The 19,937-nt window shown below is 41.9% G+C and carries 22 protein-coding genes; 13 read left to right on the forward strand and 9 right to left on the reverse strand.

Annotation, left to right across the window (positions count from 1 at the left end; all coding sequences use genetic code 11):
- Positions 1-150: 150 nt before the first annotated feature.
- Together ACM0OX_RS30910 and ACM0OX_RS30915 are read right to left on the reverse strand one after the other, a co-directional pair.
- Positions 151-843 carry a PD-(D/E)XK nuclease family protein gene (locus tag ACM0OX_RS30910; RefSeq protein WP_414518819.1) on the reverse strand — a complete coding sequence of 231 codons (693 nt, stop codon included), beginning with the start codon at positions 841-843 and terminating at the stop codon, positions 151-153.
- 248 nt (positions 844-1,091) lie between these two features.
- Complete coding sequence (locus tag ACM0OX_RS30915) at positions 1,092-1,967, reverse strand: prohibitin family protein (protein ID WP_414518820.1); 876 nt, start codon at positions 1,965-1,967, stop codon at positions 1,092-1,094.
- A gap of 230 nt (positions 1,968-2,197) precedes the next feature.
- Between ACM0OX_RS30915 and ACM0OX_RS30920 the strand changes: the two genes are divergently transcribed.
- Genes ACM0OX_RS30920 through ACM0OX_RS30930 form a run of 3 tightly spaced genes read left to right on the forward strand, consistent with a single transcriptional unit; the run spans position 2,198 to position 3,481 of the window.
- Positions 2,198-2,455, forward strand: a complete 258-nt coding sequence (locus ACM0OX_RS30920; protein WP_414518821.1) for a ribbon-helix-helix domain-containing protein — start codon at positions 2,198-2,200, stop codon at positions 2,453-2,455.
- Positions 2,445-2,870, forward strand: coding sequence for a PIN domain-containing protein (locus ACM0OX_RS30925; protein ID WP_414518822.1), 426 nt, complete (start codon positions 2,445-2,447; stop codon positions 2,868-2,870). The genes ACM0OX_RS30920 and ACM0OX_RS30925 overlap by 11 nt, the downstream gene beginning before the upstream one ends.
- 44 nt (positions 2,871-2,914) lie before the next feature.
- Positions 2,915-3,481 (forward strand): hypothetical protein, encoded by a 567-nt coding sequence (locus ACM0OX_RS30930; protein WP_414518833.1) that lies wholly within the window; start codon positions 2,915-2,917, stop codon positions 3,479-3,481.
- A 53-nt stretch (positions 3,482-3,534) separates the two neighbouring features.
- Here the strand turns inward: ACM0OX_RS30930 and ACM0OX_RS30935 are convergent, their stop codons facing one another.
- A complete protein-coding gene (locus ACM0OX_RS30935) occupies positions 3,535-5,589 on the reverse strand; it encodes an elongation factor G (protein WP_414518823.1) in 2,055 nt (684 codons plus the stop codon).
- A 266-nt stretch (positions 5,590-5,855) separates the two neighbouring features.
- Here ACM0OX_RS30935 and ACM0OX_RS30940 point away from each other — a divergent pair, with 266 nt between their 5' ends.
- Positions 5,856-6,776: a tetratricopeptide repeat protein gene (locus ACM0OX_RS30940; protein WP_414518824.1), complete on the forward strand. Its 921-nt coding sequence runs from the start codon at positions 5,856-5,858 to the stop codon at positions 6,774-6,776.
- Positions 6,777-6,857: 81 nt separating this feature from the next.
- Positions 6,858-7,412, forward strand: coding sequence for a phosphate-starvation-inducible PsiE family protein (locus tag ACM0OX_RS30945; protein WP_190240812.1), 555 nt, complete (start codon positions 6,858-6,860; stop codon positions 7,410-7,412).
- A 108-nt stretch (positions 7,413-7,520) separates the two neighbouring features.
- Here ACM0OX_RS30945 and ACM0OX_RS30950 read toward each other — a convergent pair whose 3' ends face one another.
- Complete coding sequence (locus ACM0OX_RS30950; protein ID WP_414518835.1) at positions 7,521-7,664, reverse strand: hypothetical protein; 144 nt, start codon at positions 7,662-7,664, stop codon at positions 7,521-7,523.
- Positions 7,661-9,478: a calcium-binding protein gene (locus ACM0OX_RS30955; RefSeq protein ID WP_414518825.1), complete on the reverse strand. Its 1,818-nt coding sequence runs from the start codon at positions 9,476-9,478 to the stop codon at positions 7,661-7,663. Before ACM0OX_RS30955 ends, ACM0OX_RS30950 begins: the two co-directional genes overlap by 4 nt.
- Positions 9,479-10,329: 851 nt before the next feature.
- Here ACM0OX_RS30955 and ACM0OX_RS30960 point away from each other — a divergent pair.
- Both ACM0OX_RS30960 and ACM0OX_RS30965 read left to right on the forward strand, forming a co-directional pair.
- Complete coding sequence (locus ACM0OX_RS30960) at positions 10,330-10,746, forward strand: DUF2809 domain-containing protein (RefSeq protein ID WP_335155138.1); 417 nt, start codon at positions 10,330-10,332, stop codon at positions 10,744-10,746.
- Positions 10,724-10,951, forward strand: coding sequence for a DUF167 domain-containing protein (locus tag ACM0OX_RS30965; RefSeq protein WP_414518826.1), 228 nt, complete (start codon positions 10,724-10,726; stop codon positions 10,949-10,951). The genes ACM0OX_RS30960 and ACM0OX_RS30965 overlap by 23 nt, the downstream gene beginning before the upstream one ends.
- Positions 10,952-11,073: 122 nt before the next feature.
- Here ACM0OX_RS30965 and ACM0OX_RS30970 read toward each other — a convergent pair whose 3' ends face one another.
- A complete protein-coding gene (locus ACM0OX_RS30970; protein WP_414518827.1) occupies positions 11,074-11,685 on the reverse strand; it encodes a glutathione S-transferase family protein in 612 nt (203 codons plus the stop codon).
- Between the two features lie 198 nt (positions 11,686-11,883).
- Here ACM0OX_RS30970 and ACM0OX_RS30975 point away from each other — a divergent pair, with 198 nt between their 5' ends.
- The 4 genes from ACM0OX_RS30975 (at position 11,884) to ACM0OX_RS30990 (ending at position 14,204) form a co-directional block, all read left to right on the forward strand.
- Positions 11,884-12,585: an SOS response-associated peptidase gene (locus ACM0OX_RS30975; RefSeq protein WP_414518828.1), complete on the forward strand. Its 702-nt coding sequence runs from the start codon at positions 11,884-11,886 to the stop codon at positions 12,583-12,585.
- A gap of 126 nt (positions 12,586-12,711) precedes the next feature.
- Positions 12,712-13,233, forward strand: a complete 522-nt coding sequence (locus ACM0OX_RS30980) for a photosystem I assembly protein Ycf3 (RefSeq protein WP_335058361.1) — start codon at positions 12,712-12,714, stop codon at positions 13,231-13,233.
- Between the two features lie 87 nt (positions 13,234-13,320).
- Complete coding sequence (gatC, locus tag ACM0OX_RS30985) at positions 13,321-13,611, forward strand: Asp-tRNA(Asn)/Glu-tRNA(Gln) amidotransferase subunit GatC (protein WP_094347614.1); 291 nt, start codon at positions 13,321-13,323, stop codon at positions 13,609-13,611.
- A 332-nt stretch (positions 13,612-13,943) separates the two neighbouring features.
- On the forward strand, positions 13,944-14,204 hold the full coding sequence (locus tag ACM0OX_RS30990; protein WP_099103963.1) for a MoaD/ThiS family protein: 261 nt from the start codon (positions 13,944-13,946) through the stop codon (positions 14,202-14,204).
- Positions 14,205-14,279: 75 nt separating this feature from the next.
- Here the strand turns inward: ACM0OX_RS30990 and ACM0OX_RS30995 are convergent, their stop codons facing one another.
- The 3 genes from ACM0OX_RS30995 to ACM0OX_RS31005 all read right to left on the reverse strand — a co-directional run bounded on the left by ACM0OX_RS30995 (position 14,280) and on the right by ACM0OX_RS31005 (position 18,766).
- On the reverse strand, positions 14,280-15,137 hold the full coding sequence (locus tag ACM0OX_RS30995; protein WP_414518829.1) for a lysophospholipid acyltransferase family protein: 858 nt from the start codon (positions 15,135-15,137) through the stop codon (positions 14,280-14,282).
- A gap of 374 nt (positions 15,138-15,511) precedes the next feature.
- Complete coding sequence (locus ACM0OX_RS31000) at positions 15,512-15,994, reverse strand: hypothetical protein (RefSeq protein WP_414518830.1); 483 nt, start codon at positions 15,992-15,994, stop codon at positions 15,512-15,514.
- Positions 15,995-16,228: 234 nt separating this feature from the next.
- On the reverse strand, positions 16,229-18,766 hold the full coding sequence (locus tag ACM0OX_RS31005) for a calcium-binding protein (protein WP_414518831.1): 2,538 nt from the start codon (positions 18,764-18,766) through the stop codon (positions 16,229-16,231).
- A gap of 613 nt (positions 18,767-19,379) precedes the next feature.
- Between ACM0OX_RS31005 and ACM0OX_RS31010 the strand changes: the two genes are divergently transcribed.
- Together ACM0OX_RS31010 and ACM0OX_RS31015 are read left to right on the forward strand one after the other, a co-directional pair.
- Positions 19,380-19,622, forward strand: coding sequence for a hypothetical protein (locus tag ACM0OX_RS31010; protein ID WP_414518832.1), 243 nt, complete (start codon positions 19,380-19,382; stop codon positions 19,620-19,622).
- Between the two features lie 42 nt (positions 19,623-19,664).
- Entirely contained in the window at positions 19,665-19,820 is a 156-nt protein-coding gene (locus tag ACM0OX_RS31015; RefSeq protein ID WP_414518834.1) for a hypothetical protein, read from the forward strand.
- The last annotated feature ends 117 nt before the right edge of the window (positions 19,821-19,937 follow it).

The following is a 19,937-nucleotide window of genomic DNA, read 5'->3' on the forward strand; positions in this document are numbered from 1 at the left end:
CCCTCACAGTCTGCCTTACAACAATGTTAAGAAAGATGCGGGTAATGGATAGCCTATAAGGGAAGGGGAGCAAGAATCAAAGTCTCTCGACCTTTCGGGGAGAGGAATGGAAGCGGGGTTCCAATTTCGGTAATTGTACAATTCCACTGGCTAACCCCAAACGCTTCTGCGTTCCCAATATTCAGCAACTCTTTTTTCCCACTGTTCCCAGTAATCTTGAATAACTGCTGATTCAAACCAAAATACCTCAGCTGGCATTTCTGGAATCGCTATTACTAACAGAGCGTGCTTTAGCTGAATGCCATAATCTTGATAATATTCGTTAGCTGCTCCTATGTATGCCGTAAGTTGTAGTGGATGTTCATATAAATGCTCAATTGAACCTTTGGGTTTGTCTGCTGTTTTCCACTCGCAAATACAGGGAATACCTTGATAGCTGGCAATACAATCAACTTTGCCAGAATAACTCAAATTATGATGGAAAACTGAGCCTTCCACCAGTCTAACTGTGTCGATTTCTTGTAAAACTGGCTTGATACTCTCCCAATAAGGGCGACTTGCTTCGGGACAAACAGGGTTTTGGCCAAGGAGGTAGCGCTCAATTTGTTTGTGTGTTTGGGTTCCCCGACGACTAGCGCTTGTAGTAATGCGGGTAGCTTCTTCTGTACCAACACGCGCTTTCCAGTTTAATAATCTGTCTCTGTCTGCTTGTGATTTAGTGGCATTAAGTATTGTAGTAACACTGGGAAAGCGATTTCCCTTGGTATCTACATAATATTGTTTACCATTTTCTCTTTTAGCTGTGGCATTAATACGTGGTAGCAGTTGGGTATCAAATTGCATTATTAATTCGTAGTTCGTAAGCTTAACTAACTTTAATAATTTTAGAAGAAGGATTTTACTAAATTGGTATTATTATTTTGAATGACACATTCAGCCAGCTTTTCCGGCACTTCCTGGAGATTGTCATATTCTCAGTGGAAAAAACCAACGCCAAGAGTAAACGTAGCAAATAATGTATACTCCATACAATTGAAATTCTCTCAAGCCATTGACTTGATCAGAAAATTTTATGGCTTTGAGGTTCCTGTTTATGGCTGGATCATAATAGGCACTGCGCCTTTTTCAGAACCAATAATTACCAGCTTAGAATTATTAGATTTAGCTAGCTTTTCTGTGGCTTCAATTGCTCGTAATTGTAGCACTTGGTTAGTAAGCCCACCAGAGAGAATTTTTTGGGAATCAGCTATACCTCGCGCTTCAATCAGCTTTCGTTCTGCCTCTTGACGCTCTTTCTCTAAAACAAATTTCATCTGCTGATTTTCTTGCTCTGTCTTGAGTTTGTTTTGAATTGCAGCTTGTAGAGTATCAGGCATTTTGATGTTTCTTAAAAGAGCTTCCTCAACGATGAAACCCAAAGCCGGTATCTCTTGGGTGAGTTGTTGGTCAATTTTTTGGGCGATTTCTTGGCGTTTGGTAGAGTAAATAGCATTGGCTGGGTAATTTGCCGTGATGGCGCGGACGGTAGAGCGGAATCTGGAAATCACCAGTTGTGTTTCATCAGTTCCAATTGTTTTATAGACTGTAGCTGCCTTTTGCGGATCGAGCTTGTACTGAAGGCTGACATCAAGATTTAGGCTCAAACCTTCTTGGGATGTTGCATCTACATTTTCTTTTATATCCTTAATTCGAGTAGAAAAATTCAGCACCTTGCTAAAGGGGTTAAGCAAGTGGACACCAGGATTAAGAGTAGTTTCGGAAACCTCACCAAAGAGATTGACGACACCGACATTACCAGGCGGGACAATCACCAAAAGTCTAGAAAAAGAATTTAGTACTACAATACTGCCAATTAATATCATAATTCCACGTATTGCTAAACGTGACCTTTCACTAGATATCCTATCTGTATTGAGATAAACGAGAATTGCAATTAGGCTAGTTACAAGAGAGACTAGAAAACCCATGAGTTTTTTGTGTGTAGTTAAGACGAATGTACTTAATCACATAATTCCCAAATGCTTTTATGAAACTCATATCATTTCAGACAAGTTAGAGATTTACGAATCCTTTTACAGATTAAAAAAGATTCCCAACTTTTATTAGAAGTCAGCAATCTCAGCCTTGGAGCGATGCCTACGCACCTTACTAAAAAGTAATGTATAATGCAATGTATACATTATATACAATTTAAATTGTGTCGAGTAAAATTCGTAAGCAGATTTATATTGAACCGCATCAAGAATATCTGCTAAAAGCGATCGCTCAACAAGCGGGTGTAAGTGAAGCAGAGATTATTCGCCAAGCTATTGACCTTCATCTTGGTGAAATAACTGCACCCCAAACCAATCTTGCAATGTGGGAAGCCGAAAGAGAATTTATCGATCAAATCAAAACTCGACCTGCTCAACTTGGAGGTCGGGACTGGCAGCGTGAAGACCTCTATGAACGGTAGGATTCTACTTGATACCAACATTCTCGTTTACATCTACGATCCACTAGATACCGCAAAACAGGAACGCGCAATCGCACTTACTGACCAATTGATTCGTTCTGGCAAGGCAGTAATTAGTACCCAGGTGTTGGGAGAGTTTTTTATGGCCACAACCCGGACTCGGCGATTGTTGTTAACTCCGGCTGAAGCGCTGATGCGAATGCGTAACTATTTAGCTGCTTGCCATGTCGTTGATATTACACGGCTCATTTCCTTAGAAGCAATTCGCGGTGTGGAAACTCATCACTTTGGGTTTTGGGACGCGCAAATTTGGGCAACGGCGCGACTTAACCAAATTGAAGAAGTTTACACTGAGGATTTTGCATCAGGTGCAATGGTTGAGGGCGTGCGGTTTACGAATCCTTTTATAGATTGAAAAAGATTCCCGACTTGTAAAAGAAGTCGGGAATCTCAGCCTTGGTGATATTTACAAAAACAAAATTTTGTTATTTTAGCAATATTTTCGGGAAAACTATTACTGTAGCTTCTCTTTTAAAACAAGATTGTAAAATAGTTATGGATTTAAATGGATTAATTTGGACTAAAAATGTAAAACCTTTAAATGGTGAAGATTGGGCTTATAAAAACATCGTTTCTATATATCCAGAACTAAAAATTTTCGCCTTACATTGGAGAAATTTAAAATGTAGAGACGAAAAAAATGCCCAGACCCCACAAGAAGGTGAACTGATTATTTTAAGACAACGTAGCAAAGTAACGCACATTGTTAAAATGCTGAATAAGCAACTTTATCCTGATAAAAATGCTGGAAATGAATTTAATATTTATCGCCTTGTCCAAGTGATTTGGATGACGGATAATTGGGAGAATCCTCCAGAAAACAAAAAAGTATTTAATTGTTCCATTTATTTTCCTCCATTTGGAAAAGCAATAAAATTGGAAAATCTACAAAAATTCCAAACCCGTTGGGGTAAAGAAGGATTAGCATTTCAACAGCATGTGCAAAATGTATTAAATATTCATTAACAAAAAGCCCTGCATTTAAAAGTGCAGGGCTTTGATTTCAGACAAATCCAAAATTACTTGCCGTTACCGTTACCGTTACCACCATTGCCATTGCTGTGAATGACACGTTCGGCGAGTTTTTCCGGCACTTCCTGGAGATGGTCATATTCCCAGTGGAAGGAACCAACGCCCAAGGTGAGCGATCGCAGCTCTACAATAAAATTCTGCATCTCTGCTTGTGGCAAGTATGCAGAAACATTATCCCAGCCTTGCCAATCGTTTTTCCCCTCATAGCCTAAAATTTGCCCCCGTCTACCACTCAACAGTTGCAGCACTTTGGAGGTAAATTCGCTCGGTGTGGTAACATCTACCCGCAGAATTGGTTCTAACAAGGTAGGTTCCGCTTGGGATATCCCTGTTTGCATTGCCAATCGGGCAGCTTGTTTAAAGGCTTGTTCGGAACTGTCAACGTTGTGATACGAACCATTAGTCAGAGTTACCGCTAAATCCACTATTGGGAAGCCCAAAGGCCCGTGTGTCAAAAATTCCCGCACGCCCATTTCTACGCCGGGAATGTACTGTTTCGGAACCACGCCGCCGACAATAGTTTCATTAAAGTTGAAACCTGTACCGCGTGGTAAAGGCTTGATTTCGAGAAAAACATCACCAAACTGTCCGTGACCACCGCTTTGATGTTTGTAGCGCCCATGAACTGAAGCCACCGTTTTACGGATGGTTTCTTTGTAAGGCACTTGCGGCAAGTGGGTTGTCATTGGCAAGTTATATTTGCGGCGCAGTCTATCTAGAGTTACTTGCAAATGAATCTCGCCTTGACCCCACAAGATAACTTCGTGGGTGTCGCCGTGTTGTTCCCAAGCCAGTGAAGAGTCTTCTTCTAACAACTTGGTAATGGCACTGCTGAGTTTAACTTCATCGTTGCGCTTTTCTGGTGTGATGGCGAGGGCATACACAGGTTCCAACTGTACAGCTTTAGGTAATTCCATCGCCGATTGCTGTTCTGTGGAGAGTGTATCGCCTGTCTTAATGCCTTCTAAACGGCTCAATGCGACAATTTCACCAGCACCAACTTCATTAACGAACTGCTGTTGTTGCCCCATGAGACGGTAAATTCCACCAGTGCGGATGCCATTGAGGATAATGCCATCAGTTAATTTGCCCCGCCAAACACGTACCAGAGAAAGTTTGCCACCTTGGGGAGTGTAGAAAGTTTTTAATACCTGTGCTAGAGGTTTATCACCTTTGATGTTTGTTAAACGACGTTCTGCTGTGGTTTCTGGTTCGGGCGCTTCTCGTAACAAGGCTTCTAATAAAGGTCTAACACCATAATCTTGTTCTGCCACACCAAAGAAAACGGGCACTACCAAATCTGCCCCTAATTCCATTTTTAAATCTTTGAGGATTTCTTCTTGGGATGGTTCGATGTCTTCTAAAAGTTCTTCGAGTAAATGGTCATCAAAATTTGCTAAGGCTTCGAGCATTTCTGCCCGTGCTGTATGTTCTTCTTCTTTTAAACTTTCGGGGAAAGGAATGGGATCGGCAGGTGCGCCTGGATGATATTGATATGCCTGTTCGCTCACCATATCAATAAAGCCGGTGAGTTGTTCCCCGTTCATAATGGGATATTGATGCGCTACCAGGGGACGGCTAGATACTGCTTTCAGGGCGTGTAACGTTTCTAGTACGTGAATATTTGCCCGATCCATTTTGTTGACGAAAACGAGGTGGGGAATTTCCCAATCGTCTAGGAATTTAAATAGAGGGGCTAAAGTGAGGACTCGTTCGCGGATGGGTTCGCAAACTACAATTGCTGCATCGACTCCGATTAAAGCATTGTACGTTTCTTGGGCAAATTCTACGCTTCCCGGACAGTCAATAAATGTGAAGCGAATGCCGTTATACTCAGTGCTAGCGGCGCTGACTTCTACACTCATGTGGCGATCGCGCGACTCGGCTGCACTATCTCCCACTGTATTGCTGTCCTTAATATTGCCTTTGCGGGAAATTGCCCCTGTGACAAATAACAAGCTTTCTAGTAAAGTGGTTTTTCCACTTAAATAAGGCCCGACAATTGCAACGTTCCGCGAACCCGATTTTACTTTTTCGTTCATAAAAACCTCCCTTGCGGTAATTCATTCATAACCGCATGATTCTGTATATATCAAGGGATAAAAAAATGGTTCTCTGGAGTCAAAATTACCCCTTCTTTAATTCGTTATTATCCTCCCTTTAATCGAAAGTTAAAAAAATTGTAGCCTGTCGTAAGATTTAGCTTAAGAAAAGTTAAGGATCGCAAATTTTTATCCCGAATCAAAAACTTTTGTAAAAAACTTTTTATCAAGTAAATTTAACTGAAGTGTTGCGAGTCAGAAAATCAATGAGATTATCATTCTTTAAATATCGCATAGCAGGGTTAGTAAGTTTGATGCTGATTATGAGTATTTCCTCTCCCTCTCTTGCTCTATCTCCTCCTGTCGCCTCAAAGCTAGCACAGTCTAATCCTAAAACTGCTGTAGACTGGTTAAACCAAGGCTTACAAGCAATTCAGGCGGGAAGGGTACAAGATGCGATCGCTGCCTTTAAACAAGCAGCTAAATTAGATTCGGCATTGGCACCAGCGTACTATAATCTGGGGCTAGCATACCGACAAACGGGACAATTACAACCCTCTGCGGATGCATTTTATCGAGCAACGCAAGCCGATCCGAAATTTGCTCCAGCTTTTGCTAATTTAGGCGGAGCTTTGTTAGAAGGGAATAATTTAAAGTTAGCTAACGATTATTTGCAACGCGCCTTAGAACTCGATCCTAAACTCGGATTTGCCCACTATAACTTGGGATTAGTACGAGAACAGCAACAAGATTGCGAACAAGCGATCGCATCTTTTAAAAAAGCCGTAGAATATAGCAAAAATGCACCAGAACCTCCTTACCATATAGGGATGTGCTATCTTCAAAAAGGTAAACTCGATCAGGCAAGAAGTGCATTTTATCAGGCATTAAAAATTAATCCCAAGTATCCAGAAGCTTACTACAATCTCGGCTCAATTTTTTTTCAACAAAGTAAATTACAAGAAGCATTAGAGGCTTTTAGAAAATCAGCCGAAGCTAACTCTAACTATCCCAATGCTTATTATGGTGCTGGGTTAGTTTTTATGCAGTTACAGCAATATGGCGATGCAGTACAAGTATTGCAATTTGCTAGAGATTTATACAATGCTCAAAAAAATCCCCAGTGGGCGAAAAATGCCGAGCAATTGTTACAACAAGCACAAAATTTAAATTACCAACCTCGCTGAGGCAGAAAAACTTAATATTGCATAACATAAAACTATTGGGTTGACTCGCTGGTGTTGTCTGAACTTGTCCCGATTGGAAAAATGTACATGCAAAAGCGCCAGAAAAGTCGATTTTTATTTAGCGATCGCTGGCTTGATCGGCAATCAATTGTTCGCAACATGGAAGCCTTTCAAGACTTAATTGTGATTGTTTTATGTTTGGGTTTGTTCGCCGTCATGCTAATCCAATTGTGGGGGATAGCTATTGCCCTCACGCAGCCACTAGACTATAAACATGTGACTGCAAAAATACTATTTGTGTTGATTTTAGTCGAGTTATTTCGACTATTAATGGTCTATTTGCAAGAACATAGTATCTCTGTAGGAGTGGCAGTTGAGGTAACAATAGTATCTTTGCTGCGAGAGGTAGTAGTTCACGGAGCGCTGGAAATTTCTTGGGTTAATACGCTTGCAATTTGTGGTTTGTTATTTGTTTTGGGTGGACTACTCGTGGTATGCGCTAAGACACCACACATGGATTGTATGAGCGCTAACACTAAGTTTTGTCCGGTTGTGTATAGGGGAGGTAGAGAACGGCAAAACGAGTTGGAATTACAGTATTCACGTCAATGTGATGAGAATCAACCCCTTGGATAAATTGTTATGAAAATGGGGAGTGGGAGAGGCGTGATTAATCGTGTCTGTACTGGGGAGTGGGGAAAATACTTTTTCTCCACTCCCCACTCCTTTGTCTAGGGCGTGTCATCAATTGAGCCAAATCACAGAAGCAGCTAGATAAATTGCACCTAGAAAGTTGGTTGCCCGTTTATCATAGCGAGTTACGTAGGCGTAGCCCGCCGTAGGCATCGCTCGATACTGCTTGAGTCTGGCAAAAAATTTTCCGCTCATAGAAAAGTGAAATTGTCACTATCAAGTGTGAGACCTACTACCCCCTGCACAATACCGATGATCTCATCTTGCTCTGCTCCCGGTTTGTCTAAGAATATTCGTGTGTTACTTCCAACAACTTGCAAGCGGTAATCCTGTGAAAATCCGTTGAGTTCAATTCGGTCTTGGCTAGAGTCGAAGTCAGTAATAGTAGCCAAGTCTCCAAAACCAGGATTCGTAGTGTTGTTATCGTCGTAGAAAACATTTTCAGCGTCCCCCAGGATAAATCTATCTAGCCCAGCCCCACCAGTTAAGGTATCAGTTTCCCCTAATCCAGGTGGAAACGGACTACCAGGAAAAGTACCGATGAGGATATCATTTCCAGATCCCCCATTGAGTATTTCATTGCCGGGCCCGCCTTGTAGGCTATCATTGCCGTCCTCACCATTGAGGATATCATCGCCATTATTACCGTCTAGGGTATCATCGCCTGCTCTTGCATTTAGAGTGTTATTAGAAGTATTACCAAAAAGAAAGTTGTTAAAACTGTTACCTATCCCGGTAATGTTGCCACCTTCCCTCAGCCTCAGGTTCTCCAGATTGGCTCCTAATGTGTAGTTTACAGAAGATCGGACGTTATCTATACCTGAATTCGCAGCCTCTGTAATGGTATCAAGAGTAGTGTCAACAATGTAAGTATCGTCACCTGCTCCCCCATTCAAAGTGTCAATACCTAAACCGCCGTCAAGTGTGTCATTGCCATTATTACCGGATAATCGGTTATTTTGGTTGTCGCCAGTAATGCTGTCATTTCCATTTGTGCCGATGACATTATCAAAGTTGACTGCGGTAAATGACAATGTTCCCAAACCAGGAACCTTATTGGCAACTAAACTTTGGGTTTGCAGGTTAGCGGTAATAAATACCCCAGGCAAAGATTGGGATGCATCTATGGTGTTGTTGGCAACCTTAGGATTAGCAATAACCTTTTCTACTTTAAAGAGTAGGTCTTTTCCCAATCCTCCAGCTTTTTGAATAGTTCCGACACCTGACAAAGTAATGGTTTGACCTAGTTGAGTGTAGTCTGCGGTATCAATGCCATCTCCACCATCAATGTTGTCGTTACCCTGACTGCCTTTAAAGGTATCACTGCCTGCACCACCTTTTAAAGTGTCATTTCCTAAACCCCCATCAATTGTATCATTGCCATTATTACCGGATAATTGGTTATTTTGGTTATCGCCAACAATGATGTCATTTGCATTTGTGCCGATGATATTATCAAAGTTGACTGCGGTAAATGACAATGTTCCCAAACCAGGAACCTTATTGGCAACTAAACTTTGGGTTTGCAGGTTAGCGGTAATAAATACCCCAGGCAAAGATTGGGATGCATCTATGGTGTTGTTGGCAACCTTAGGATTAGCAATAACCTTTTCTACTTTAAAGAGTAGGTCTTTTCCCAATCCTCCAGCTTTTTGAATAGTTCCGACACCTGACAAAGTAATGGTTTGACCTAGTTGAGTGTAGTCTGCGGTATCAATGCCATCTCCACCATCAATGTTGTCGTTACCCTGACTGCCTTTAAAGGTATCACTGCCTGCACCACCTTTTAAAGTGTCATTTCCTAAACCCCCATCAAGTGTATCATTGCCATCTCCACCGCTGAGACTGTCGTTCGCCGTGCCACCTGCGAGGGAATCATTACCAGCCAAGCCATTCAAGATATCGTTACCGGAGGCACTATTGGCGTTACCACCACTAGCCCAACCAACTATGGTGTCATTTCCTAAACTTCCATTTATCGTGTCAGGATTTGTAGTACCGAAAACCATATTATCTCCCTAAATTTCTCACTAAATATGCAAGTTCAGCATCAATCAAAGAACTATTTATCAGTTCAATGTAGATTACTGGTAATTTGCATAATCTCATGTTAAAAAACATTAACTATTTAGTTAGGAACTTCTCAAGAAAAAATATCCAACTACTTACTGTGGGCTGACCCCAAAAGCCAGGACTTGTGTTAAAAGCGAAACGCTTACTCTACAAAATCAGATAATTAATTTTCTGAAAATCCATTAATTTATTACATAAATTATTAAGTAATTAGGTCAAATATTTTGGTTTTTCCCCAACTTTTTGAACCTATGCTGTAATTATTTAATTATCACGAAGTATAAGATTACACGAACTTTTTTGATCGAATCTTAAAAATCCTTAATAAATCCGATTTATAATACATTGATATATGTTTGTAAACCTGAAATTAAATATTTTTGAAAATCTATTGATTTGTTTGGTTAATGTTGATTTTGTCAGCTTTTTAGCTTGATGGTGTTTGTCATGAAGTTAGGTTTAAATATCATTTTTTTGTTAAAAAACTATTATATTTAATTACAAAATAACATTTATCTATGCTGTGGAATGATAAATATGAATATTTAGTTATATATTGCTTCCTTATAGATCGATACATCCCAACTCTGTATTTGGAGCAATAGCCCATGTAGGATTGAAAGGGGACTGAAGCCAAACCAGAGCGCGTAAATTGGGGACTATTGAAAATTTGAATGGCGATTCAGACCCTAACCAAATTTTACTTATATTGTCTTCCCTAGTACCCAACCGAGACTTATAGTCGTTCCGTTGCTAAAATCTTGCATAGTCTCTAAGTCTATAGAAAATGCTTCGATACCGTAACCAAACAATATTTATTCTTATTTCTGTACTTATCGTTGTACCGATGGGATTTTTGTTTAAGTATTATAATGGGCCTGCCCATCACTGGTTTAATGACTACGGAGCAGCTGTATTTTACGAAATATTTTGGTGTCTGTTCGCATTTTGGTTTTTCAGAAGTCGAGCAGCGGTAATCCAAATTCCTATATGGGTTTTTGTCATCACCTGTATACTAGAATTCTTGCAACTTTGGCATCCGCCACTATTAGAGCAAATTCGTGCCACCTTGATAGGTAAATTGTTACTTGGTACGACCTTTGTTTGGTGGGATTTTCCTCATTATGTGTTGGGTTCTGTTTTAGGTTGGTTGTGGCTACGACAATTACACGGAATTGGTTATGCAAAAAATAGTCAAGGTTAAACCTCATTCAAAACAGCAAAGAATTGAAGAACAACCTGATGGCAGTCTGACTGTTTATTTAAAATCGCCCCCAGTTGATGGTAAGGCTAATGAAGAGTTAATTAAACTACTAGCAGATAAATTTGATGTACCCAAGTCTCATATCAGAATTAAGTCAGGTTTCTCCTCTCGGCAAAAGCTGATGGAAATTGATACAAATACCTAACTGCTGCTTAATAATATCTTTTGTGAAGACTTTGCTGCCTTCTGAATGTGAGCTACATTCTACCCAGTACATTTTCTACTAGAGACAAGAAACGAGAGATATAAACTTGCAAAATCTAATTTTTATGCCTGTGTAATACTGATATACCTTGGTTGATTTTTGACTCTTTCTATCCAAGCTTGGATAGCAGGATATTGTGTTAAATCAAACCCACCTTCATCAGCTACATGAGTGTAAGCGAACAAAGCGATATCAGCAATCGTGTAACGTTCTCCTACAAAAAAATCTTGAGAAGTTAAATGTTTATCCATCAAGCTAAGTGCTGCATAGCCTGGTTCGCGTTTTTGTTTAATAGCTTCACTATATTCTTCAGTTTTACCTAAAATAGAAATCCAAAATCTTGATGTAGCAATAAAAGGCTCATGGCTATATTGTTCAAAACATAACCATTGCAGCACCTGCGCTCGTAAAAAGCGGTCATAAGGTAAAAACTCTGTACCTTCACTCAGATAAACCAATATGGCATTTGATTCTGCCAAATATTTCCCTGGCTCGATTTCCAGAACAGGTATCTTACCGTTAGGATTTTTACTTAAAAATTCTGGTGTTCGAGTCTCGCCTTTTAAGATGTTAAGCTCTATTCTCTCAAAAGGCATACCTAGTTGTGTCAATAAAAGACGTATCTTATAACCATGGCCAGAAGGTAAAAAATCGTACAGATGCAGTAGTTCCATGTTAAAATACAGTTATGAATGTGTTGAGAAGTGAAGGTTCAAAATACAACATTTTACCAAAAGATTTTCCAAAAACCGGATATTTTTTTTGTATTTAGTATCTGAACGTACTACAGGAAATTATTCGAGAAAACAAAAAAAATATTATTTATTTCTAGATTGAGATGTTTAATTTAGTTAATGGTCGAAAAGAAAACTATGTGTGGAAGATTTACTCTAAACCATTCGGCGGCAGGATTATCTGAAGTTTTTCATGTCGAGTCAGTTCCAGATTTGGCAGCCGAATATAACATTGCGCCTACGAAAATGGTGGCGACAGTGTTACAAAATCCTGAAAGCAAAAAGCGGGAATTTAAGCAGTTGCATTGGGGATTAATTCCGTCATGGGCGAAAGATGCAGGAATGGGGTCAAAGCTGATTAATGCTAGGGCAGAAACTGTTGCCGAAAAACCCGCTTTTCGTTCGGCTTTCAAGCATAGACGCTGTTTAGTGTTAGCTGATGGCTTTTATGAGTGGCAACGCCAACAAGGTAAGAAACAGCCATTTTATTTTCGTCTTCAAGATGGGCAACCCTTCGGTTTTGCAGGTTTGTGGGAGAGATGGCGAACGCCTGCTAACGAAGAAATAATTTCTTGTACAATTTTGACAACGGCAGCTAACGAATTACTCCAACCCATCCACGAGCGGATGCCAGTGATTCTGGAGCCACAAGATTACGATTTATGGCTAGATTCTCAAGTGCAAACAGCCCAAACCCTACAGCAGCTATTGCGTCCCTATCCAGCGCCAGCAATGACTGCATATCCAGTTAGCACCTTGGTAAACAACTCTCGACATAATAGTTCAGAATGTATCGTACCCCTCAGCGAGAAGAATGCCCCCGCAAATCAGTTAAATTAACTATTGAGTGAACTAGGGGATTGGGGAGATGAGGAAGCAGGGGAAGAAAAACTATTGATTATTGCTCAATACCCAGTCCCCAATACCCAGTCCCCAATACCCAGTCCCCAATACCCAGAGACAAATATGCCAAGAACACAAAAAAACGATAATTTTATTGACAAATCCTTTACTGTGATGGCGGATATTATTCTGAAGATCCTGCCAACCAACAAAAAAGCTAAAGAAGCGTTTGTTTATTATCGAGATGGTATGTCGGCCCAAGCGGAAGGGGAATATGCTGAGGCATTGGAATACTATGAAGAAGCTCTAACACTAGAGGAAGATACCAACGATCGCGGCTATATTTTCTACAATATGGGGCTAATCTATGCCAGCAATGGCGACCACAGCAAGGCTTTAGAACTGTATCACCAGGCAATTGAGTTAAACCCACGTATGCCCCAAGCCTTGAACAACATCGCTGTGATTTACCACTATCAAGGCGAAAAAGAAAAAGAAGCTGGAGATAACGAGGCTGGCGAAGCACTTTTTGACCAAGCCGCAGACTATTGGATTCGTGCGATTCGCATGGCCCCCAATAACTATGTCGAAGCTCAAAACTGGCTGAAAACTACTGGGCGATCGCAAATTGACGTATTCTTTTAGTCATTAGTCATTAGTTCTTTGTCATTTGCTAAGGACTAATGACCAATGACAAATGACAAATGACCAATGACAGACAAATGACTATTTATGATTGACCAAGAACAAGTTCACAAAGTTGCTAATCTTGCTCGTTTAGAATTGACTCCAGAAGAAGAGAAACAATTCACTACCCAGTTGGGAAGTATTCTGGACTATATCGAACAATTGAATGAACTTGATGTCAGTGATGTGCTGCCAACAACACGTGCAATTGATGTCAGCAATATCACACGAGAGGATGAATTACAACCCTATCCTGACCGAGAAAGTATTCTCAACAGTGCGCCTGAACAGGAAGGCGAATTTTTCAAAGTACCAAAAATCCTCAATGCTGAATAGTTAAACAATTTGGGATTTTAGATTGACGCTAGCGCAGCGTAAAGCCTTCTCTTTTCACAAAGGGAGACGCTATGCGTAACTTGCTTTTACAAAGTGGTACAAGAGGCTTGTCGCGACACTTGCAAGAGTACGCCAACGGCATAGCAACTCTTAGAGATGCTACCGTGTAGCTTGCTTCTCCGTAGGAGTACGCTTAGAGGATGTCCACGTATACTTAAATTTGTTTCACGCACAAGGGGCGGGGAAGCAAGACATACATAAGTTCTGTTGAACATTTGTTTACATTATTGGCAACTATTAAAACACTTGCTCGTACTGCCAAAGTATGTTCTATGTCTAAATCTGTAATTACCGTTACCGTAAAATTGTTCGCTGCTTATCAAGAAGCCTTTAGGGTTTCGGAACTAGTGCTGGAATTTCCTAATAGTATGCCAGTCAAAGCAGTATGCGATCGCCTCATAGCTGAACACCCTGAACTCTCACAATGGCGCGATATAACCCGTTTTGGGATTAATTTGATATTTGTTGAACCAGATACCCTACTACAAGATGGGGATGAGGTTGTGTTGATTCCGCCAGTCAGTGGCGGCTAGGAAAACAGTTGGGAGTTAGGAGTTAGGAGTTAGGAGTTAGGAGTTAAAGATTCAAAACTTCTAACTCATAACTATTTAAAGAGAATTGGTCTTAGCAGTTAGCTTTATTAAGTTATCTAACTCTTGCTGCATCTGACTAACAACTAATTCATAACATTCATTGACATAGTAGCGATCGCTAGCTGCTTCACGGCCGTAGCGTTCAAATACAATCGGCGGACAAACCCGCGTATACATGGGCACTGGCAATGGAATATTGGGTAATGGCCCAATTGCTAATCCCCAAGGCAGTCCGAGATAGATTGGAAAAACTTCTGGGTCGATACCTAATAGCCAAGGCATCCCCCACTCGTGGAGTTGCTGCACAACTTTGTAGCAGTCAGCGATAACAATAAGTGTATCGTGAGCGCCCCAGGAAATCACAGGCACAATCGGCACATTTTCCCGTAACGCTAACTTGATAAATCCTTGTCGCCCCGCAAGGTAGATTTTGTTACGTAAATAATGCGGTCGGAAGACATCTTCGGCTCCACCGGGATAAACTAACACACTAGCTCCAGAACGCAAGGCAGTGTAAGCCATTTTCGGATGGGCGATGATTGCTCCAGCCTTGGCTACCAGTTGCGCTAGTGGCGTGCTAACCTGCCAAGCCTTGGGATGCATCAAACCATAAATGGGTTTCTCTACACCAAATCTTCGGAACCAGTCGTACATCATCATTGCCATATCTGGGGCTGCGAGTCCCCCATTGTGCGAACCAACAAATAAGACTTTTTGCTGGGGTGGAATATTCTCCCAGCCACTAGTTTGAACTCGGAAATAGTAGTGATACAAAAACCCAAATAGGGGCATCAGAGATTCTATGAACTTTGGATCTCGCTCATCCAAAGACCAACCGGGTTTTTTGTTTAAGAAATGTTGCTTTTTTGACATCGATGCATTTTAACAGCATTGGCAAAGTTCAAACAATCCCTTGTTTAGATATAACTCAATACGGTTGGGTTAAAGCTAAAACTCTGTATTAAAGTCAACATAGACGCATAGGGGTTGATTTTACTTAATTGCGATCGCTTCATCATTAGATATTTGGTGAAATTTAAATATGCGTTATCCATAACCCTTGTAGAGACATAGCACTGCTACGTCTCTACATTCTTTTTCACTCATATTTCTATTGCCACATCGCGGCGATTAATTTGGTGATAAGCTAAACCACATCTAGTTTGCATATCTAAAATTTATATAACTCTTGTGGGGTGGGCATCTTGCCCGCCGTAATTATGCAATTTAAATGTGGAACAGCTTATCTATGGAGTAGTTGCTGGTTTTGAACGCTGCTGTTGGTAAAAACCCACAACTTTTTGAAGATATGTAGCAGTAAATCCGCTGTTGCAGCCTGTATAGCTGCCAGTCATCCACCAGCAACCGACGCCACGCACAGCAGCGGTTTCATTATTATTGCTGGTGAAAAATTGCTTGTTAAACTCACGGCGCGTGATGCAAGAAACGACTTGACGTGCCTTCGCGGGGCTATTTTCAAACTGCGTCGGAGTTAGTTCTTTTTTGAGACAATATTTCGACCAGCCTTTTAAGGTTTCTGGTTTAACTTGCCATTGGCTGTAAAGTCCATCATTTGCGGTGCCGGTCTGCGGTGCAGCTAGTCGCAACGCTTCTACCATTGCCGCGACTTGGGCATTAGAAACCTGTTGTTGTGCTTGAGCTAACAATGATGACAGTCCAAAGCTGACAATCACTCCGCTAAGTAGTAATGCTATCGGGTTTCTCCTCATGATTTTGGATTTATTTTTAGATACCAATATGTAGGATACTACGTTTTTACACTTAGCAATTATCATAGACTAGAGTGAATGGACATGTGAAAGAGGACTTGGGGACAAGGGCAAATGGCACTAAGAAAAGCTGTAAACTATGCTGTATAAGCATTACAAGTATTGATTCGTTAATAGCAGTGGACGCTTGGCTGCGTAGGCGACTGTTTCGGCTTTTCTTAGTACCATTTGTCTTTAGGCTACAGTGATTCCTAGCGTATAAGAACCAGGATCAAAAGAGCCAGAACTGAAAGTTCCGCCATTTTGAGGGAAGTAATCATAATCACTTACTGAAATGGAGTAAGTACCTGCCCCTAGTGAAGCGGTGATTGATTGAGAAGTACTGGAACTCTGTAAGCTTCCGGCACTATTAAATAGGCCGAGAACTGGATAGTTACCGCTATAATTCGGCGTGTTAATAGTCACAGTTCCTGGGTTAGCTAAAGAAAATGTGAAAAAGTCGAAATCAGGATTGTTCCCTGGAAGTCTTGCCAGTTGAGCAGAGGTATTAACTTCTGAACCTGATGTTAAAGTACCTAGCTTCTCAGCAGTGGCTAGTGTATTGTTTGTCCCTTGTGCAGCATCTTCTTTCTCGTAGAACAGGAAGTCGTCACTATCAAGCTTCAGAGGCGATGCTTGCACAACACCAATGAGTTCATCTAGCTCTCCTGAGTTGTCCAGAAATACCCTTGTATCGGCTCCCACAGTCTGCAAGCGATAGTCTGCCAGTGTTCCTTTGAGCTGGATTGTATCTTCGTTGGAGTTGAAGCCACTGATGGTAGCGTAGTCTGCCAAACCACCATTTCCACTGTTGTTATCGTCATAAAAGACATTAGTAGCATCTCCAAGTAAGAACCGATCTTCCCCAGGCCCTCCAGTTAGGGTATCAACCTCCCCTAATCCAGGAGAATCAGAACCGTTAGTATCAACGCCTATGAGGACATCATTTCCAGGACCTCCAAGGAGAGTGTCATTACCGACCCCGCCACTGAGGGTGTCATTGCCTTCTCCTCCTTCGATTTGGTCATTGCCAGCCCCGCCAAACAGGCTGTCATTCCCATTCTCGCCCAAGATGAGGTCATTACCTTCCTGACCATCAAGAAAGTCATCACTATCCCCACCAAGCAAGGTGTCATTGCCGCCTCTGCCAAAGAGGGTATCACTGCTGCCTCCTCCAATCAGGGAGTCGTTAAAACTAGAACCAAAGACTTGCTCGATATTGAACAGGACATCATTCCCATCTCCCCCACTAGCAGTTCCAGTGCTAAGGTCAACAGTGACTCCGGCAGTGGCATTTAAATAATCAGCTGTATTAATACCAGTCCCACCAAAGAGTTGGTCATCCCCGCCTCCACCTTGGAGTTGGTCATCCCCGTCTCCACCAAGCAGAATGTCATTGCCGCTGCCGCCTAGCAGGGTATCATTGCCTTCTCTACTAATGAGAGTGTCACTCCCGTCCTCACCAAAGAGTTGGTCATTGCCAGCCCCACCAAGCAGGATGTCAATGCCGCTACCGCCAAGCAGGGAGTCATTGCCGTACCCGCCATTGATAAAGTCGTCGTTAGCCCCGCCAAGGAGGGTGTCATTGCCGTTATCGCCAAAGAGGCGGTCATTACCAGCCTCACCATTGACAAAGTCATTCCCGTCCCCACCACTGATGAAGAAGTCATTGCCAGCTCCGCCAAGGATGGTGTCATTGAACCTAGAACCAACGATTCTTTCAATCTCCAACAGGACATCATTCCTACCCTGCCCTGTAGCGGTTCCAGTGGCAAGGTTAATTGTGACTCCGGCAGTGGCACTGAAATAATCAGCAGTATCAACGCCAATTCCACCCAAGAGTTGGTTATTGCCAGTCCCACCACGCAAGGTGTCATCGCCAGCCCCACCACGGACAGTATCGTTGCCTTCCTCGCCATCCAGCAGGTCATCGCCAGCCCCACCATCAAGCAGGTCATTGCCACCTCTACCAAAGAGGGTGTCATTACCGCGCCCGCCAATTAGAAAGTCTTTGAAACCAGAACCAATGACTTGTTCGATATTAAACAGGACATCATTCCCTGCCCCTCCACTGGCAGTTCCAGTCGCTAGGTTAACGGTTACGCCGGCAGTGCTATTTGAATAGTCAGCAGTATCACTGCCAGTTCCACCAAAGATTTTATCATCCCCGTCCCCTCCTTCTAGTCGGTCATGGCCAGCCCCGCCAAGGAGGGTGTCATCGCCAGCCTCACCAGTCAAGTTGTCATTGCCATCCTCGCCATCAATCTGGTCATCGCCAGCCCCGCCATTGAGCGTATCAAACCCTTCCCCACCAAAGAGTTGATCTTTACCGTCTTCTCCAGCGAGTCGGTCATCTCCGTCCCCACCTTCGAGAAGGTCATTGCCAGATCCAGCAAGGAAAACATCATTACCGAACCCACCAAGCAGGGTGTCGTCACCGCCTTTGCCAAGGAGTTGATCGTCGTCCTCTTGGCCATCGAGAAAGTCATTGCTAGGTCCACCAAGAAGGACATCATCGCCTAACCCACCAAGCAGGGTGTTCTCGCCGTCCTCACCATTGAGAAGGTCATTGCCGTCCTCGCCATTAAGCGAGTCATTGCCAGCCCCACCCAAGAGGTCATCATTGCCGCCCCGACCAAAGAGGTTATCATCACCGCCCTGACCAAGGATAGCGTCATTCTCAAACGTGCCAATTAGAGTGTTATTCTGGTTGTCTCCAATAATGTCTGCCATATCAATCCCCTCGGTTATAAGTTTGATTCAGAGATATTCGCTGGCAAAGATGTCATCTATGAGTAGCCCTGCCAGCCGGGATAAACCCTAGATAGGTAGTTCAATTTAAAAGTTACAATGAAAGCTACAATAAGAATGTGAGGATCTTGTGAAGAAATACCTTAGCAGAAGAAGAGGTAGAAGTTCCTTCTTTTCGAGACGCTCCGCGAACAAGTGATACAAGCGGATATTGTCTGCGCCAGAGCAAGGCTTCCAGAGAGATTATTAGAAAAAAAACTGTTCAACTCCTCAGTACAAAATCTAGAAGATAAAGTGACAGAAGAATATTTATAGTATGGTCGCAATATCAAAGTAATAGATGAGTCAATAGTGTCTATGCCGGACACCGTAGAAAATCAAAAAGAATATCCAAAGGCCAAGTAGTCAAAAGCCCGGATGTGGGTTTCCAATTGCAAAAATTGGTGTGATATTCAGTTTGGTGACAGGAGCCGTCGTTGCTTTATGCATAGACGTTGTGAACACTCATAATATTAAATTAGCAAGAAAACTGTACAGTTCTCTTAAAACCAATGATGTGCTTATAAGAGACAGAGGTTTTTGTGCTTACTCCGATATGTTTACTATCAAAAAGCTTGATTGCGATGCTGTATTTCGTAAGCATCAATCTCGTACAACAACTATGCGAAAAGGTAAAATTGTTGGAGATTGCGACAAATTAGTTACTTGGTATAAGCCTAGAAGTTGTCCAAAAGGATTGAGTAAAGATGAATTTGATGCTCTACCTCAAACCATAATTGTAAGAGAAATTTACTACTACATCGTTATTCTTGGTTTTCGTACTCAACGAGTTAGTTGAATTACTACTCTCTTAGATAAATCAATTTATTCTACTCTCAAAATTGTTGGACTTTACGGTAAATATTGGGATGTTGAACTGGATTTAAGACATATAAAAACTACCTTGGGTATGGATATTCTACGATGTAAAATCCCCTCAATGGTACGCAAAGAAATTTATGTTTATTTGCTTGCTTACAATAGACCTCTTGCATAAATCAAAAATAAGAAAGAACCCCACCCTGCCAAAGCTACGCTTTGTCTCCCCTCCCCGCAAGCGGCTACGGTGTACACACATCTTTGTATAAAACCCAAAATCGTTGAAGATCCCCCT

This window comes from Nostoc sp. PCC 9305, from assembly GCF_963920915.1.
In the GTDB taxonomy this organism is placed as follows: domain Bacteria; phylum Cyanobacteriota; class Cyanobacteriia; order Cyanobacteriales; family Nostocaceae; genus Nostoc.